General features: G+C 55.6%; 19 protein-coding genes and 1 pseudogene. 9 read left to right on the top strand and 11 right to left on the bottom strand.

The genetic code is table 11. The annotated features are described in order from the left end of the window. The first annotated feature begins 2 nt into the window (after positions 1-2). Genes ACVV26_RS06890 through ACVV26_RS06865 form a run of 6 tightly spaced genes read left to right on the top strand, consistent with a single transcriptional unit; the run spans position 3 to position 4,869 of the window. Positions 3-797 (top strand): DeoR/GlpR family DNA-binding transcription regulator, encoded by a 795-nt coding sequence (locus ACVV26_RS06890; RefSeq protein WP_474800689.1) that lies wholly within the window; start codon positions 3-5, stop codon positions 795-797. Continuing rightward, complete coding sequence (locus ACVV26_RS06885; protein ID WP_474800688.1) at positions 790-1,566, top strand: hydroxypyruvate isomerase family protein; 777 nt, start codon at positions 790-792, stop codon at positions 1,564-1,566. Before ACVV26_RS06890 ends, ACVV26_RS06885 begins: the two co-directional genes overlap by 8 nt. 29 nt (positions 1,567-1,595) lie before the next feature. After that, complete coding sequence (locus ACVV26_RS06880; protein WP_474800687.1) at positions 1,596-2,402, top strand: beta-keto acid cleavage family enzyme; 807 nt, start codon at positions 1,596-1,598, stop codon at positions 2,400-2,402. 42 nt (positions 2,403-2,444) lie between these two features. Next, a complete protein-coding gene (locus ACVV26_RS06875; protein ID WP_474800686.1) occupies positions 2,445-3,794 on the top strand; it encodes a bile acid:sodium symporter family protein in 1,350 nt (449 codons plus the stop codon). A gap of 8 nt (positions 3,795-3,802) precedes the next feature. Further along, complete coding sequence (locus ACVV26_RS06870; RefSeq protein WP_474800685.1) at positions 3,803-4,222, top strand: GlcG/HbpS family heme-binding protein; 420 nt, start codon at positions 3,803-3,805, stop codon at positions 4,220-4,222. Beyond that, positions 4,219-4,869, top strand: coding sequence for an aspartate/glutamate racemase family protein (locus tag ACVV26_RS06865; RefSeq protein WP_474800684.1), 651 nt, complete (start codon positions 4,219-4,221; stop codon positions 4,867-4,869). The genes ACVV26_RS06870 and ACVV26_RS06865 overlap by 4 nt, the downstream gene beginning before the upstream one ends. A 244-nt stretch (positions 4,870-5,113) precedes the next feature. Here the strand turns inward: ACVV26_RS06865 and ACVV26_RS06860 are convergent, their stop codons facing one another. The 3 genes from ACVV26_RS06860 to ACVV26_RS06850 all read right to left on the bottom strand — a co-directional run bounded on the left by ACVV26_RS06860 (position 5,114) and on the right by ACVV26_RS06850 (position 8,932). Then, a complete protein-coding gene (locus tag ACVV26_RS06860) occupies positions 5,114-6,532 on the bottom strand; it encodes an MFS transporter (RefSeq protein WP_312979782.1) in 1,419 nt (472 codons plus the stop codon). A gap of 67 nt (positions 6,533-6,599) precedes the next feature. After that, positions 6,600-7,859 carry a metal-dependent hydrolase family protein gene (locus ACVV26_RS06855; RefSeq protein ID WP_474800683.1) on the bottom strand — a complete coding sequence of 420 codons (1,260 nt, stop codon included), beginning with the start codon at positions 7,857-7,859 and terminating at the stop codon, positions 6,600-6,602. 161 nt (positions 7,860-8,020) lie between these two features. Beyond that, positions 8,021-8,932: a LysR substrate-binding domain-containing protein gene (locus ACVV26_RS06850; RefSeq protein WP_474800682.1), complete on the bottom strand. Its 912-nt coding sequence runs from the start codon at positions 8,930-8,932 to the stop codon at positions 8,021-8,023. Between the two features lie 283 nt (positions 8,933-9,215). Here ACVV26_RS06850 and ACVV26_RS06845 point away from each other — a divergent pair, with 283 nt between their 5' ends. The 3 genes from ACVV26_RS06845 (at position 9,216) to ACVV26_RS06835 (ending at position 10,209) form a co-directional block, all read left to right on the top strand. Then, on the top strand, positions 9,216-9,455 hold the full coding sequence (locus ACVV26_RS06845; RefSeq protein ID WP_474800681.1) for a biofilm development regulator YmgB/AriR family protein: 240 nt from the start codon (positions 9,216-9,218) through the stop codon (positions 9,453-9,455). A 107-nt stretch (positions 9,456-9,562) separates the two neighbouring features. Beyond that, positions 9,563-9,850 (top strand): biofilm development regulator YmgB/AriR family protein, encoded by a 288-nt coding sequence (locus ACVV26_RS06840; RefSeq protein WP_312979794.1) that lies wholly within the window; start codon positions 9,563-9,565, stop codon positions 9,848-9,850. Positions 9,851-9,999: 149 nt separating this feature from the next. Beyond that, entirely contained in the window at positions 10,000-10,209 is a 210-nt protein-coding gene (locus ACVV26_RS06835) for a hypothetical protein (RefSeq protein ID WP_474800680.1), read from the top strand. A gap of 60 nt (positions 10,210-10,269) precedes the next feature. On the opposite strand, the gene ACVV26_RS06830 is transcribed toward ACVV26_RS06835, so the two are convergent. The 8 genes and pseudogenes from ACVV26_RS06830 to ACVV26_RS06795 form a co-directional block, all read right to left on the bottom strand. Next, complete coding sequence (locus ACVV26_RS06830; RefSeq protein ID WP_474800678.1) at positions 10,270-10,518, bottom strand: biofilm development regulator YmgB/AriR family protein; 249 nt, start codon at positions 10,516-10,518, stop codon at positions 10,270-10,272. A 69-nt stretch (positions 10,519-10,587) separates the two neighbouring features. After that, positions 10,588-10,794, bottom strand: a pseudogene (locus ACVV26_RS06825) (hypothetical protein); the annotation flags it as partial. A gap of 255 nt (positions 10,795-11,049) precedes the next feature. Then, a complete protein-coding gene (gene hypE, locus ACVV26_RS06820) occupies positions 11,050-12,060 on the bottom strand; it encodes a hydrogenase expression/formation protein HypE (RefSeq protein ID WP_474800677.1) in 1,011 nt (336 codons plus the stop codon). Then, on the bottom strand, positions 12,057-13,178 hold the full coding sequence (gene hypD / locus ACVV26_RS06815; protein WP_474800676.1) for a hydrogenase formation protein HypD: 1,122 nt from the start codon (positions 13,176-13,178) through the stop codon (positions 12,057-12,059). The genes hypE and hypD overlap by 4 nt, the downstream gene beginning before the upstream one ends. Next, complete coding sequence (locus ACVV26_RS06810) at positions 13,178-13,456, bottom strand: HypC/HybG/HupF family hydrogenase formation chaperone (RefSeq protein ID WP_474800674.1); 279 nt, start codon at positions 13,454-13,456, stop codon at positions 13,178-13,180. The genes hypD and ACVV26_RS06810 overlap by 1 nt, the downstream gene beginning before the upstream one ends. Continuing rightward, entirely contained in the window at positions 13,447-14,319 is an 873-nt protein-coding gene (gene hypB / locus ACVV26_RS06805) for a hydrogenase nickel incorporation protein HypB (protein ID WP_312979811.1), read from the bottom strand. Before hypB ends, ACVV26_RS06810 begins: the two co-directional genes overlap by 10 nt. Before the next feature lie 3 nt (positions 14,320-14,322). Further along, a complete protein-coding gene (gene hypA, locus ACVV26_RS06800) occupies positions 14,323-14,673 on the bottom strand; it encodes a hydrogenase maturation nickel metallochaperone HypA (RefSeq protein WP_312979814.1) in 351 nt (116 codons plus the stop codon). A 236-nt stretch (positions 14,674-14,909) separates the two neighbouring features. Then, complete coding sequence (locus ACVV26_RS06795; RefSeq protein WP_474800672.1) at positions 14,910-15,542, bottom strand: winged helix-turn-helix transcriptional regulator; 633 nt, start codon at positions 15,540-15,542, stop codon at positions 14,910-14,912. Between the last annotated feature and the right edge of the window lie 21 nt (positions 15,543-15,563).

Genomic DNA, 15,563 nt, shown 5'->3' with positions numbered 1-15,563 from the left:
CAATGATCCCGGAACAACGACGCGACTTTATCTATCGCTATGTGCATGAAAAAAATGTCGCCTCCTTTAACGAGCTGGCGGAGTTGATGAACGTGTCGCACATGACCGTGCGCCGCGACATCCTGGCGCTGGAAGAAGAAGGCAAAGTGGTGCTGATCAACGGCGGCATCAAGCTGAACAATTTGCTCAAGCTGGAGCTGCCGTGGCGCGAAAAAGCGGAACTCAACCATGAAGTGAAGCGCAAAATGGGCGAACTGGCGGCGATGTTGATTGAGCCGGGCCAGACCCTTTATCTCGACGCAGGCACCTCGATTTTTGAAGTCGCCAAAGCGGTGGCAGCCAGCAACTGTTTTAACCTGACGGTGGTAACCAACGATTTCTCCATCAGCCATTACCTGATGGATATGCCGCACATCACCCTGTACCACACCGGCGGCCTGGTAGAAAAACGCAACCGTTCGTGCCTCGGAAAAAGCGCCGCCAGTTTTCTCAGCACCATCAATATCGACGTGGCGTTTATCAGCTCCTCCTCCTGGGATCTCGAACGCGGGATGTCGACGCCGGATGAAGGCAAGGCGTCGGTGAAAGAGATGGTGTTGCAGGTGTCGAAACGGCGAGTGCTGGTGTCGGACAGCAGCAAATTTGGTAAATACGCCATGTTCCATATCTGCGCCCTGTCGCAGCTCACCGACATTATTTGCGACACAGCGCTGCCGGATGACGCGCGCCAGACGCTGGCGGCGCAAAACCTCAAGCTGCATCTGGTGTCCACTGAACGGGAGCAAAACCATGCCTAAGTTTGCCGCGAATATCAGCTGGCTTTTCACCGAACTGCCGTTTGTCGAGCGCTTCGCCCGCGCCCGTGAAGCCGGTTTTACCGGCGTGGAATGCCTGTTTCCCTATGACGTGCCGCTCGCTGAACTGTGCGATGCGCAGCGACAGAGCGGCCTGCCGGTGGTATTAATCAACGCGCCGCCGGGCGACTGGGCGCGAGGCGCACGCGGGCTGGCGGCGCAGCCGGACTGTGACGAGGCGTTTATCGACGCGATCCTGTTAGCCCGCGAATACGCCAGCGCCCTCGGCTGCCGACAGGTACACATAATGGCGGGCCATCGGGTGAATAGCCTAAGTGAACAGCAGCAGTACCAATTATTGATTCAACGGTTACGCCAGGCAGCCAATTTACTGGCGGAAAAAAATATCAGCGTTTTAATTGAGCCGTTGAATAAAGAAGATATGCCGGGCTATTTTGTGAATAGTTTTCCGCTTGCGGAAAACATTATTCACGATATCGGGTGCGATAATATCGGCTTACAGTTCGATATTTATCACTGCCAGAAACTGCACGGTAATATTATTACCCATATTCAGCGTTATTTACCGATCACCCATCATTACCAGGTTGCCTCCTCGCCCGGACGTAATGAGCCGGGAACCGGCGAACTAAATGATAACTGGATTTTTTCGCAAATCGATAATATGAACTATCACGGCTGGGTGGGTTGTGAATATCAGCCGTTAACACCGCCAGGTGCCGATATTCACTGGCTAGCGCCGTATAAATAAAAAAATACTCTGACCCTGAGGAACTAATTATGTCCGATCGCGTGATTATTTCGCTGGCGCCCGTCGCCGCGGATTGCCCCCGAGTAGAACCCAATGAAGTGGCGAATGAGATTTTAGCCTGCGTGGAGGCCGGTGCCGCTATTGTGCATCTCCATGTGCGCGACCCGCAGGGGAAACTCACCCCCGACACCCGCTACTTTGAACAGACTATCGCGCCGGTTATGGCGCAGTCTGACCTGATTATTCAGGCTTCAACCGGCGGCGTATCGCAAATGACGATTGCCGAACGCTGCGCGCCGCTGGCCTGCCGGGGCGTTGAAATGGCCTCGCTAAACGTCGGCTCGGTAAACCTTGGCGATAACGTCTACTTTAACCCGACGCCGGATGTGGAATATTGCTCACGCCATATTGTCGAGCGCGGTATTACTCCCGAATTTGAAGTGTTCGAAATCGGCATGATTAATAATATTCTGGCGCTTCAGGAAAAAATTAATTTCAGCCAACCGATGCTGTTTAATATTGTGTTAGGCCATCGTGGTAGCACCCCGGCCACTATTGACGCATTAATTGCCATGCGCAGCATGATCCCGCGCGGCGCATTATGGGGGATTACCCATTTTGGCCGCCGCGATTTTGGCTTAATTGCCGCCGCCGTGGGCATGGGGGCCTGCGAAGTCCGAATTGGCTTTGAAGACAGCTATTATATTAACGCCAGCGAAACCGTTACCCGAAATGTATTACTGGTAGAAAAGCTCGCCGCGTTGATCCGCAGCCAGGATAAAGAAGTCGCGACGCCGGAATATGCGCGCAAACTGCTGAATATTCGGCATCGTTAATTTCACTAATAATAATACTCAACGCCTCCGGGAGGCATCACAATGACCATCAACGCAGCAGTCTATAAAGCTGGCCTTGCGGCCAGCGCCGCTGGCGCGCTTATTGCCGTGGTCGGCGCGCTTATGCAGGCCACTAATGTCTGGCATGGCGGCCTGGTTTTAGGGGTAACGGGTTTTGCCATCGGCACGGGATTCTGGCCTGCGCTACGCAGCTACCAGTTTACGTTGTGGATCATCGCCGGGTTTGTCGCCGCGATGGTGTACGCCAGCGAACTGATTATCTGGGGCGGCTTTAATATCACCCACAAATGGATCGTGTTCCTGGTTATCCAGGCCACCATGTTCAGTATGGGCACCAAGCTGACCATCCAGGATTTTATCGACGTCGCCAAAATGCCCTGGGCGGTCTTTGTCGGCACCTTCTGCCATTTCCTGATCATGCCGCTGCTCGGCTTTGCGCTGACCATTATGTTTGATTTTCCTCCAGAAGTGGCGGTGGGCATTCTGCTGATCGGTGCCTGTCCGAGCGGATTGTCCTCTACGGTGATGGTGTATATCGCCAATGCCAATCTGGCGCTGGCGGTCTCCATCTGCGCGGTGTCGACGCTCGCCGCCACCATTATGACGCCGCTGTGGGTCAACCTGCTGGCGGGTTCGCTGATCGATATCAAGCTGATGTCGATGATCATGGACGTCATTAAAATCGTGCTGATCCCGATTGGCGCGGCGATCCTCAACGACTACCTGAGAAGCTATGCCTCATTGCGTGGACGGCGCACCGTGCAAGGGTTGGCGGCGATCAGCGCCTGCTGGCTGCTGTTTATGGTGTTCGGCGGCTGGAACAGTCTGTTTGAAGGCGCGTCAGCGGATACGCAAATGTTTGCCGTCGTAGCGAATTTCTTCGCGGGCGGGATTATCTGGAGCCTGTTCTACAACTGGCTAACCCAGCAGAAACCGAAAATCCAGAGTTACATGCCGAAGGTGTCGATGATCGGGATTATTTTCTTCACCACCACGGCCGCCGCTGCCGGGCGCGACAACCTGATGCAGGTGGGTATTTTGCTCTGCGTCGCCATGCTGCTGCACAACCTGGGGGGGTTCACTATCGGTTATCTGATGAGCCGCTTTATTTTCCGCATGGATGTGCAATCTGCGCGCACCGTGGCCTTTGAAGTTGGCCTGCAAAACGGCGGCATGGCTTCCGGCCTCGCGGCGGCGATGGGCAAACTGGCGACGGTGGGCCTGGCCTCGGCGGTCATGACACCGCTTGGCAACGTCAGCGGCTCGCTGCTCGCCAACTACTGGCGCAAAAAAGACGCCCGCGCCGCAAAGCCTGCCGCCCAGAGCAGCGCGGCGGTGGATAAACCTTACTCTTCTGAACAGACCTTATAGGGATAACCATGAAAACTCTGACCTTACAACAGGCGCGCCAGGCGGTGGACTACGCCTTACAGCTTGCGCAGGAAACTTACGCGCAGCGCCCGCTCAGCGTGGCGGTAAGCGATGCCAACGGCGATTTGCTGGCCTTCGCCCGCATGGACGGTGCGAAACTGCTGACTATCGAACTGACGCAGCGCAAAGCCCGCACCAGCAGCCGTCTGGGCTGCACCACCCAGGCGTTTTTACAGCGCCTGCAAACCGAACAGCTGGATATCGGCTACTTTGGCGACCCGCTTTTCACGGCGCTGCCGGGGGGAATCCCGTTATCCGACGGCAGCCGCTGCATCGGCGCGGTGGCCATAGGCGGCCTGTCCGCTAAAGAAGATCACGAAGCGGCGCAGGCCGTCGCCCACTTTCTCAATGAGGAGATCCCGGCATGAAAAAGGTAGCCCTGTTCCACACCAGTTCCGCGACGCTTGCGATGATGCAACAGCTGATTGGCGACATCATGCCGGATGCGGACGTGATGCACATTATTGAAGAGTCGATGATCAAACAGGTGATGAAAAACGGCGGCGTGACGCCGGATATCAGCGCCCGCATCGCCGGGTATATTCAGGTGGCGGAAAAAGCCGGGTGCGAGATTTTTATGACCGCCTGTTCCTCGATTGGCGGCGCGGTGGAGCAATGCCAGTTTATGACGCCGCTACAGCTGGCACGCATCGATTGCGCCATGGTGGATGCCGCGATTGCGAAAGGCGGACGGCTGGCGGTGCTGGCAACCGTTGGCACCACGCTGGAACCGACGCTGGCCTATGTGAAGCGTAAAGCCGCCGACGCGGGTAAATCGCCGGAGATTACACCGTTGCTGATGTCGGAGGCGTTTACCGCGCTGCTGGCGGGAGATATGGCGACGCACGACGCCATCGTTGCAGAAGGGCTTAAGCAGGCATTCGCCACCAGCGATGTGGTGATGCTGGCGCAGGCGTCGATGGCGCGGGTGTTGCAGCAGCTGCCGGAGCCGCCGGTGCCGGTGCTGACCTCGCCGGAAAGCGGGATTAAGTGGCTTAGCGCTGAAGCGGAATAAAGGGTAGGTTCCGTTTTTTGTAAGGTGGAAGGGTTCCGTTCGCTCAGGCTACGTTCATCTATGCGGCTTCAGTGACGGCGAACGTGTCTGGGGCGCTCGCCGCGCCCCCAACCCGTTCGCGTGCTACGGCGCCCGAGACTGACACGAAAGCCCAGGCGAACGGAACAATTCCACTGAACAAACTGAACAATCTGAACAATCTGAACAAACTGAACGGAACAATTCCACCGAACGGAATTCCCCCCTATCGAGTCCGCCAGGCCTCCCTGGCATTCCCCTCCCCTTTCACGGCGTCGCCACCCTTCTCCGGCGTAATCGCCTCCAGCGAATACCCCTTCGTATTCACCCCCCACGCCAGCAACACCACAACCCCCGCCGCGAGCACTGACGTCGTCATCGTAAACACGCCGGCAAAACCCAGCGACGCAGAGAACACCCCGATAATCGACGGTGCCATAATGCTGCCGACGCGGCCAAAGGCGCTGGCGAAACCACAGCCCGTAGCGCGAATGGCGGTAGGAAAACTCTCCGGCGTGTAGGCATACAGCCCGGCATAACAGCCATTCAGGAAGAATGACAAAACCGCCGCCGCAGCGACAATCGCGCCCGCGCTGTCGGCCTGGCTCAGACACCAGGCGCTGATCGTGCTGCCCACCAGATACAGCGCGATGGTGCGTTTACGGTCCAGCCAGTCGGAACAGACGGCGGCGGAGAAATACCCCGGTATTTGCGCAATATAAATAATGATCGAAAACTCAAAACTGCGGGTCACGGTAAATCCGCGTTCGACTAAGAGTGACGGTATCCAGGCGAAGAAGCCGTAATAGCAGAACGTCACCACAAACCAAATCGCCCAAATCACCGTGGTCTGGCGGCGCATCGGTTGCCCGAACATAATCACCAGGCTTTTGAGCAGGCCGGGCGATGGTGCAGGCGCCACCGTCGGCTCTACCTCACGCGGCGCATCCACTGGCGGCAGCGGTTTGCCGGTAGCGGCGATCACCTGGCTTTCCAGCGTTTCGACAATCACGCGCGCTTCGTCGGTGCGACCTTTGCCCAGCAGAAAGCGCGGGGATTCCGGCAGGCTACGACGCCACCACAGCAGCATCAGGATGGGCAATGCGGTAATGACTTGCGCATAACGCCAGCCGTCTTCGAACTCCGGCACCACAAAACGCCCCAGCAGCGCGGCCCCCACGAAGCCGAACGAGAAGAAACCGGCCAGTGAGCCAATAAACCAGCCGCGTTTTTTCGGCGGGATAAACTCGCTTAAGAATGGCGCGATAATGACGCTCTCGGCCCCGGTCCCGACGCCAGCCAGCACGCGGGCGATAACGAATACCGTAAAGTTGGGCGAAAACGCCGCGACCAGCGTCATTACGCAGTAAATCGCCAGCGCCCAGCACATCACCGTCTTACGGCCAAAACGGTCCCCCACGTAGCCCGCCAGCAGCGCGCCAATCAACACGCCAATCGGCGTGGCGGAGCCGACCAGGCCCAGTTCGGCCCCGCTCAGCGACCAGACATCGCGCAGCGCGGGCAGTAAAAAAGCGATAATGGCGACGTCCATGCCATCAAAGGTGTATCCCAGTCCACCTATCAACAACAACATGTAATGCGGACGGCTCAACGGGAGCCGGTCGAGACGATGTAACAGTGACATAAGCGCATTCTCATCTTAAAAATTGCTGTGTTGGCACGGATGCCGCGTAGTCGTGTGTGTTTGGGAATTAGTCCACTGGCAAGAAGCCCGCGTTTTTCACCGGTTTGCCCTGCTGGAGGATCAGCGGAATATGCTTGCCTTGCCCGGTGAGGAGACTGATGTCGTCCAGCGGGTTGCCGTTAACCACGATCAGATCGGCCCACGCGCCCGGCGTCAGGCTGCCGATTTCACCCTCTTTGCGCAGCAGGCGGGCGGCGACAGAGGTGGCACTGCGGATCACTTCTGCGGCTGGCAACACGCGGTTACGGATCACAAACTCTTCCGACTGGTGGACATGCATATCGCCCAGCAGATCCGAGCCGTACGCCATCGGCAAACCGGCTTCGTACATGATTTTCAGGCTGTCAAGGCCGCTCAGGCGCACGTCGTCAATTTTGGCGATCGAGTCCGGCTGCAAACCGTATTTCTCGCCTTCGTTTTTCAGCATTTCATAGGTCACCAGCGTCGGGCAGGCCATTGCGCCTTTACTGGCGGCAAGCTGGGCGGTTTCCGGGGTGATCAGGTTGCAGTGCTCAAGCGAGTGGACACCCGCATTAACGGCGCGGCGAATGGCCTCATCGGTATACAGATGGGCGCTGACATAGGTTTGGGCGTTGCTGGCCTCTTCAACGATGGCTTCCAGTTCAGACACCGAAAAGCTCAGGAAATCAATCGGATCGCTCGGAGAGGAGACGCCGCCGTTCGCCATCACTTTAATAAACTCGGCACCGGCTTTGATCTCTTCACGCACCGCGCGTCGCACGTCATCCACGCCGTTACAGATACGCCCCAGCGCGCCGAGCTTTTTAGCGTAAAAGTCGGCATCGCGTGCGTCATAGCGACCGCGATAGTCGGTATGGCCGCCCGTTTGCGATAACGCCTTCCCGCAGATGGTTAAATGCGGCCCGCTGAGCAAGCCCTCTTCCAGCGCCTGCTTCAGGCCATAATCCGCGCCGCCGACATCGCGCACGCTGGTGAAGCCGCGGTTCAACATGCCCTGCATAATTTTCCCGGCGCGGGCAGTCACTAACGAGTCCGGCAGCATGGCGTTCTGGCCCAGGTTGGCGGAGCTGGCAATAACGTGGACGTGGCAGTCGATCAGGCCGGGCATCAGGGTTTTGCCTTTTAAATCCACCACGGTGGCGGTAGGCGCATCGATGGAACCGGCGGAAATCTGGCTGATTTTGCCCTCTTCAACCAGCAGTTGATGGTTTTTCAGGGCGGTATCGGAAATGCCGTCCACAAGGGTGGCATTGATAAAGAGTAACGGCGTGTGCTGCGTTGTCATAAGGGTCACGCTCCTGCGACAGGGTCGGTTATGATGGCGTTGTGTTGCTTCTTGATTACGAATTGGTTAAATGATTTACAATGTTTAGTTAAAATTCGTAAATGAAAAACACGCATGCCACCATGCGCAGCGATCATGACACGGGTTAAAAAATCGCCGCATCAGGCGGTGAGATTTTGTGCAACGTCATCCAGCAACCAACGCTTAAACAGCCGCGTGGCGCGGTTTTCATGGCGATGCTGGGAAGTAATCAGGAAGAAACCGCCGCCTTTACTGACTGAAAAATTTGACGCTTTCACCAACCGTCCGCTGGCGATTACGCTGTCAATGATGTGACGCCACGCAAGCGCTACCCCGTTGCCGAGGCAGGCCATTTCAATCAGCGGCGGATAGTGGTTGACGCGCAAGGTCTGGCGCAATGGCGGGCTGGCGGTGCCGTTGATTTCGAACCATTCCGGCCAGCCAATCCACTGATGCTGGGCGTCTTCCAGCACCAGCAGCGTTTCCTGCTTCAGCGTTTCCGGCGTGAACAACGGGCGGCCAGCCAGGTAGCGCGGCGAACAAACCGGGAACATCTCTTCATCGAACAGTTTCACCGTATCGAAATTAATAAGGTTTTCCTGTCGCAGATAGTACACCCCCAGATCAAATTCGAATGACGTCAGCCGGGTAACGCCGTCGCGCATAATTAAATTGATCTTGATTTCCGGATGCTGGCGGCGAAATTCGCTCAGGCGCAACGGTAACCAGAATTGGGCGATGCCCGATGAGCAGGCCAGGGTTATTTCGTTTTCACCGGCGTTTTTCATCACCTGGGCGGTAGCGTCGGCACACTCTTCGAGGAAGTGACGGATCTGATGCAGATAGCGCTCGCCCGCCGTGGTCAGCTCCAGGCCGTGGCGACGCCGGATAAGCAGCGTGCGGCCCAGCGCGGCCTCCAGTTGGGCAATCTGGCGGCTGACGGCGCTTTGCGTGAGGCTCAGCTCTTCGCCAGCGCGGGTAAAACTGCCGAGCCGCACGGTGGCTTCAAACGCAATCAAGGTATTCAACGGGGGCAACGGCGCAATCGACATAGGGTTTCAGACCTGGCTGAATAATCGTTAGTTAACAAGACTCTAACAATTATCTTTTTTATGCAAACAGGAAACATCGGCTATGCGAGTCAGCCTGATGCATGACCGTGCGCAATGTTTGAAAAGTTCAGCCTGATACATTAATTAGGATTATGTATGCTTTACTATTTATAACTTACATATATTATTGTGTCGCTAAGCGTGTTGCTCATTCGGTAATGCCTTAACATGCCGACACATCTGGCCAACTGATTATGTATGACACGACCTGAATGAGAGTGTGATGAAAGACAGTAGTGGAAGCCGCTTTTCCTCAGATATTTCCGTTTCACACAGTGAGTTACCGTCGAGTGAACAAATTCTCGGTGAGATAGTGATGGAACTGTTGCGTACCCGCAAAACCGTCAGTAAGTATAACATTTGTCTCACCATTATTGCCCGTATTGACACCGCCACTACCCCGCAAATGGAAGCGCATTTGCATCAGGTTCTGGGATTAATCTTCCAGGCAAGTTCAGAATAAACGCCTCGTCTGCGCTGGCTTTTCATATGAAAGATGTGCAAATACATTTCATCCATGCATAATGATGATGAATTGTGCATGACGACGTCATCGATGCGAGAGGCTAAATGTTCAAAAATGATAACGACACGCTTGTCGATACTGTTATAGGTGAAGCGGTAATTGAGCTTCTGCAAGACGATAAAGCAGTATCTTTCGATGAACTCATTGCAAAATTACAGGAAGGCCTGAGCAATGAAACGGATAGCGTAAGACAGGCCGCTTACAGAACCGCAATTGGCGGTATTCATAAGTTCCGCAGCCAGCCGATAACAGCGAAGCGCCCTGTTTATAGAACAGAAAGAGACTCTCTTCTTAAAAGCTTACTTAACCACACTGAAACGATTAAACACTAAGGTCCCACGCGTCTGATCCTGACTAAAGATCAGATGACTCCCCCTTCTAATCAGACTTGCTTCGGCATGTTTCCACACAATGCTAAATGTGAATTTGATCTGGCCTTATGGCATGGAAGATATTCACCATTGAAGCATCAGGAGATTAATTGAACGAAGATGAGCAGGTACGACCCGATGAAATACACCAGGCTATAGGCAAAGCGTCGAATTATCTCGTGCAGCACAATTTTGCTATTACGGCGCGAAATCTTTTACAGGTACTTCACGCCCAGGACATTATGTCGACAGATGCGCGTCAAAAGGCAGTGCTCGTGTCAGCCCGCCAGTTCCTGAAGCTAAAAATGCTCAGAGATTGAACAGTCAAAAAATGCCCTTGCAGTGACGCCAAAGGCATCGTCTCCGATTATCCGCGCCGTTCAAATATCGTCCGGCGTTCCCTGGACAATCATCTCCAGCGCATTGCGATAGATATCCAGCTTTAGGACATCCTTCTCACATTCGATCTGTTGAATCAGGGTAAGGATGAGATCTTTACTCTGTACCACTCCTCTCTGAGTACGCAGCTCCCGCGTGAGATCTGCAATGAGTTTTGTTTCAGCCTCATATGCTTCCGCGTTTTTGCCAAAGTAGACATTTATCTGGTTTTCCGTTGCTGAGCTGTGCATTTCCATTCCTGTATCATTGATAACGGCCTCAAAATTGTGATGATGAGCGCCAAACCCTGATAAACGTAGTCACCAAAATGTGACGTAGCAACAATCCTTTTGAAATATTTTTGTTATCAGTTTTCTCTTAATGACCTGAAAACATTTACCATTCTTATATATCAGGCAGCGGACGAAATGCCGCTTCAACAACTTGAGGCTATCTGCAAGAAAAAGGGCTGCCAGGTGAATATCAATAGCGTTAAACACACCAAAAATACACACCAAATCAGGGCGTTTCGCGGCTGTTTCATCGCTTTCCTCTCCTTGCCTTGCGGCGGTAAGAGGCTATCCTGATGTTGTTGGTGCATAGGATAGCCTCGTTGGTTAATTGAAAAATGACCTTCGGGGCTTTCTTCTTTCTGCCTCACAACAACACCTCACTACCCTGCATTAATGAGGCAAAAAGCCTCAAGCGCCGGCGCCATCTTACGCCCGTACTTTTTCCGCTCTACAAAACAGACTGTCCACAAAGAGAGATTCCGCGATTGATTAACAAATTCGCGGCAAAGGTTCAGAAAACGGCAGCTCCAGCGTCCGCTTGACGCCATACAGCCCGGTGAGTCGTACGCCTTTGCGCTCGACTACTTCGCCAATCAGCGTGGCGTCACGCCCCAGCGGATGCTGGCGCAGCACCTCGATAATCGCCGGGACGGCGTCGCGCTCAACGGCTATGACCAGTTTGCCTTCGTTAGCGAAATTCACTGCCTCGAGTCCCAGCAACTCGCAGAGTCCCCGAACAGCCTGTTTGACCGGCAAATCGCGTTCGTTAAGTTCGATGCCGCAACCGCTGCTGGCGGCGAATTCATGCGCCACAGCGTTCACGCCGCCGCGCGTGGCATCGCGCATCGCCTTAATCCCCGGCAGGTGGCGAATGGCCTGGATCAGCGGCGTCAGCACCGCGCAGTCGCTCTCCAGCGCGCCGTCGATCCCCAGTTGCTCACGCAAATTGAGAATGGTTGCGCCATGATCCCCTAAAGTACCGGTGACGATCAGCATATCTCCGGCACGGATAGTTTGCGCCGCCCAGTGAATGTCCTGCGGAATTGCGCCAATGCCCGCCGTGTTGATAAATAATTTATCCGCCGCGCCGCGCGGCACCACTTTGGTATCGCCGGTGACGATGGTCATCCCTTCAGCGTGAGCGGTGGCCGCCATGCTGTTGACCACCTGCTCCAGCATCTCCATCGACAGGCCTTCTTCGAGGATAAATCCGCACGAGAGCCAGCGCGGAATGGCTCCGCTGACCGCAACGTCGTTCGCCGTACCGCACACCGCCAGCTTGCCGATATTGCCGCCGGGAAAGAACAGCGGATCGATAACGTAGCTGTCGGTAGAAAACGCCAGCCTGTCGCCCCGTGCGGTGAGTTCCGCCAGCGGGATCCGCGCCTGGTCTTCCTGGATGCTGAGTAAAGGGTTAGAAAACGCCTTCATAAACAGCTGATTAATCAGCTGCTGCATCGCCTGGCCGCCGTTGCCGTGGGCAAGGGTAACGCTCTTCATACTTCACACTCCGTGGAACGATATTGATACCAGGCGGCGCAAGCGCCTTCCGATGACACCATCAGGGCACCAAAGGCATTTTGCGGGTTGCAGTGCACGCCAAACAGCGGGCATTGGGCGGGTTTGCAGCGCCCGGTCAGCACATCGCCACAGCGTGCGCGCGGATCGTCGTACACCTGCTGCGGTGTAAGGTGAAAGTGCCGCTCGGCGTCGAAATGGGCATAGCGGGCGGTGAGCCGCACGCCGGAATCCTCAATCACGCCCAGCCCGCGCCATTCGCTATCGCCCTGCACGCAAAATACCTCATCAATGGCCTGTTGCGCCGCCAGGCTGCCAGCATCGGGCACCACGCGTTTGTACTGGTTTTCCACCCGGCTGTGCCGGGCGATTTTTTGCTCCACCAGCATCAACACGCCCTGTAGCAGATCAATAGGTTCAAACCCCGCGACCACCAGCGGACGCTGGAATTCATCAGCGATAAAATGATACGCCGCCGTGCCAATCACCATGCTGACGTGCCCCGGCGCGAGGAACGAATCGATACCGTTGTCCGGCTGTTCCAGCAGGCTGCGCAAGGTAGGGATCAGGGTGATGTGCTGGCAGAAAAAGAAGAAATTATTCAGATTACGCCGTTTCGCCTGCTGTAGAGTGATGGCGGTAGTGGGCATGGTGGTTTCAAAACCCAACCCAAAGAACACCACTTTGCGATCCGGGTTAGCTTCGGCCAGTTTTAAGGCATCCAGCGGGGAGTAGATAATCCGCACGTCCGCGCCGCGCGCTTTGGCATCCATCAGCGAGCCGTTTTTACCCGGTACGCGCATGGCATCGCCAAAGGTACAGAAAATCACTTCAGGATGGCTGGCGATCTCCAGACAGCTATCAATACGCCCCATCGGCAGTACACACACCGGGCAGCCGGGGCCGTGGATAAACTCGATATTGTCCGGCAGCAGTTGATCGAGGCCGAACTTGAAGATGGCGTGAGTGTGGCCACCGCACACTTCCATAATCCGCAGCGGGCGCTGTGCGTCATAGGGTAACAACGGGGCACGGGCTTTTAATACTTCAATCAGCGCCATCACCCGCTCGGGATCGCGGTACTCATCGACATAACGCATCAGCGATGCTCCTCGGGGAACAACAACACGCCCACGTCGGGCTCGACTTCATACATATTGTGCAGCGCTTCCAGGGTTTCCCTGGCTTCCTGCTCGTCAATCACGCTCATGGCGAAGCCAACATGGACTAATACCCACTGGCCGACACGTGAATTGCCGTGTTCATCATGGGTGCCCACCAGGGTTAAATCCACGTCACGCCTGGCGCCGCTCACGTCAATCAGCGCACTGTTACCGGGGCCAATTTCTCGGATCTGGCCGGGGATGCCTATGCACATCGTTGCGCCTCCAGCCAGGCGAGCCAGGCATCCATGCCCTCCCCCGTTGTGGCGGAAACCAGCATGATTTCGATATCCGGATTCACCGCCCGGGCGCTGGCGAGGCAGGCATCCAGATCGAAGGTGAGATACGGCAGTAAATCGACTTTGTTCAGCAACATGACCGAGGCGGCAGCGAACATATGCGGATATTTAAGCGGCTTATCTTCCCCTTCGGTCACCGACAGCACCGCGACTTTATGGCGTTCGCCCAGGTCGAAGCTGGCCGGGCACACCAGGTTGCCGACGTTTTCGATAAACAGGATGCCGTTATTATCCAGCGGCAGGCGCTGCATAGCGTCATGGATCATTTGCGCATCGAGGTGGCAGCCTTTACCGGTATTCACCTGAATCGCTGGCGTACCGGTAGCGCGGATGCGCTCGGCGTCATTCACGGTTTGCTGGTCGCCTTCGATAACCGCGCATGGCACCGTGCCATGCAGGCGTTTCAGGGTTTCAGTCAGTAAGGTGGTTTTACCGGAGCCGGGGCTGGACACCAGGTTCAGTACCAGTTGCTCGCGGGCCGCGAAACGGGCGCGGTTGCGAATGGCAAGCTGGTTGTTTTTATCCAGCACGTCGATTTCGATTTCCAGCATCCGCCGCTGGCTCATGCCCGGTGCGTGGGTACCGGCTTCGCCGTGGCCGTAGTGCAGATCGCCCTGCCCGCTTTCGCTGGGGCTGAAATCCTGGGTACGGATAGCGTTGATGTGCATCTTAGGACGCGCAGCCGGTGCAAAAGGCGCGCTGCGAAAGGCGGAGTGCGGGTTGCGCTCGTCACCTTCAATATAAAGGTTGCCTTCGGCGCAACCGCATGTGGTACACATAATTTACTCCTGAGCGATTTCCATTCGTTTTATCTGCAAACCTTCGTCGGCAACGATGTTTAATTGATCGCAGCCGCAATGCGGGCATTGCCGCACGCGCTGGGACAGCAGCGTGACGTATTGCTGGCATTCAGGGCACCAGCACTCGGCATCTTGCTGCTCAATGTGCAGTTCGCAGCCTTCTGCCAGGCTATCCCGGCAGATAAGATCAAAACAAAACTCCAGCGCGCTGCGCTCTACGCACGAGAACGCGCCGATTTTTAACCACACCGCCGTGACTTTACGGGCATTGTGCCGGACGGCTTGCTGTTCGATTAATTCCAGGGCCCGCTGGCAAAGCGTGAGTTCATGCATAGCGCCTCCTTATTGTTTCCGGCACAGGTAAAGCAATAACTGCGCCAGAAGCAGAGGAGGCGTAAAGCGAATTCCCGTTACCGTCGCGCGGGTATTTTATTACCTGCCATCAGCGCGTTGCTTTGTCCAGGTTCAAAGATCATGGCATTCACGCGGGGCATCGATCACAAGGAAGAATTAATGGCATGTCGGCAGGTGTCGACAAAAATGCCGAAACCTGGTGAAGATGAAGGGACTTAGAACCCGGCGGGCAGCGAATTGATGACCATCAGCTTTCCCTGTTCAAGCCGGATATATCCGCCTTTTTTCAGCTCAGCGAGCATTTTCATCACGCTGCTGCGGGACAGGCGGGTGCGATCGAGAATGTACTGATAAGCCGCAGTGCTATTGCGGACCGAGTCAGGCTCTTCCATCAGGCTCATTAACTGATAGCAGACCAGCTCATAGGTCGTCGGCGCGGTGAGGATTTCATTGTAGATAAACAATTTATTGGTGATATGCAGCATATGTTTCGCCACCAGATCCCAGAGCTGCTTTTCGTCAACCCGCTGCATGATCTGTGTTCGGGCCAGGGTTGCGACTTCGCAGGGTTCTTTAGCCCGCATAATGATGCGAGAGGAAATCGCGCTCATCCACCCCAGCGCCAGCGGTGCGCTCACGGTGCCCATTAAAAGCGAATCGTCGCTGCGTTCCAGCGTCAGCGTGCCCAGCCGGACAAAATGGCACACCGGTTCACCCTTCTGGTGAAACGGTAATTTGCTGCCTTTCGGCCAGGTCATAAAGTCCTCATCCTGAGTCAATTCGTCAAGTAACTGCGCCGCCCAGGGAGACGGTAGTTTCATCAGAGAAACAGGATCATCGCTGTTCATCGCGTTTATTCGCAAACCCGT

The organism is Atlantibacter sp. MEI4A-1023, from assembly GCF_056155425.1.
The sequence above is the reverse complement of the archived record's forward strand: the minus strand, read 5'-3'. Positions and strand labels throughout refer to the sequence as shown.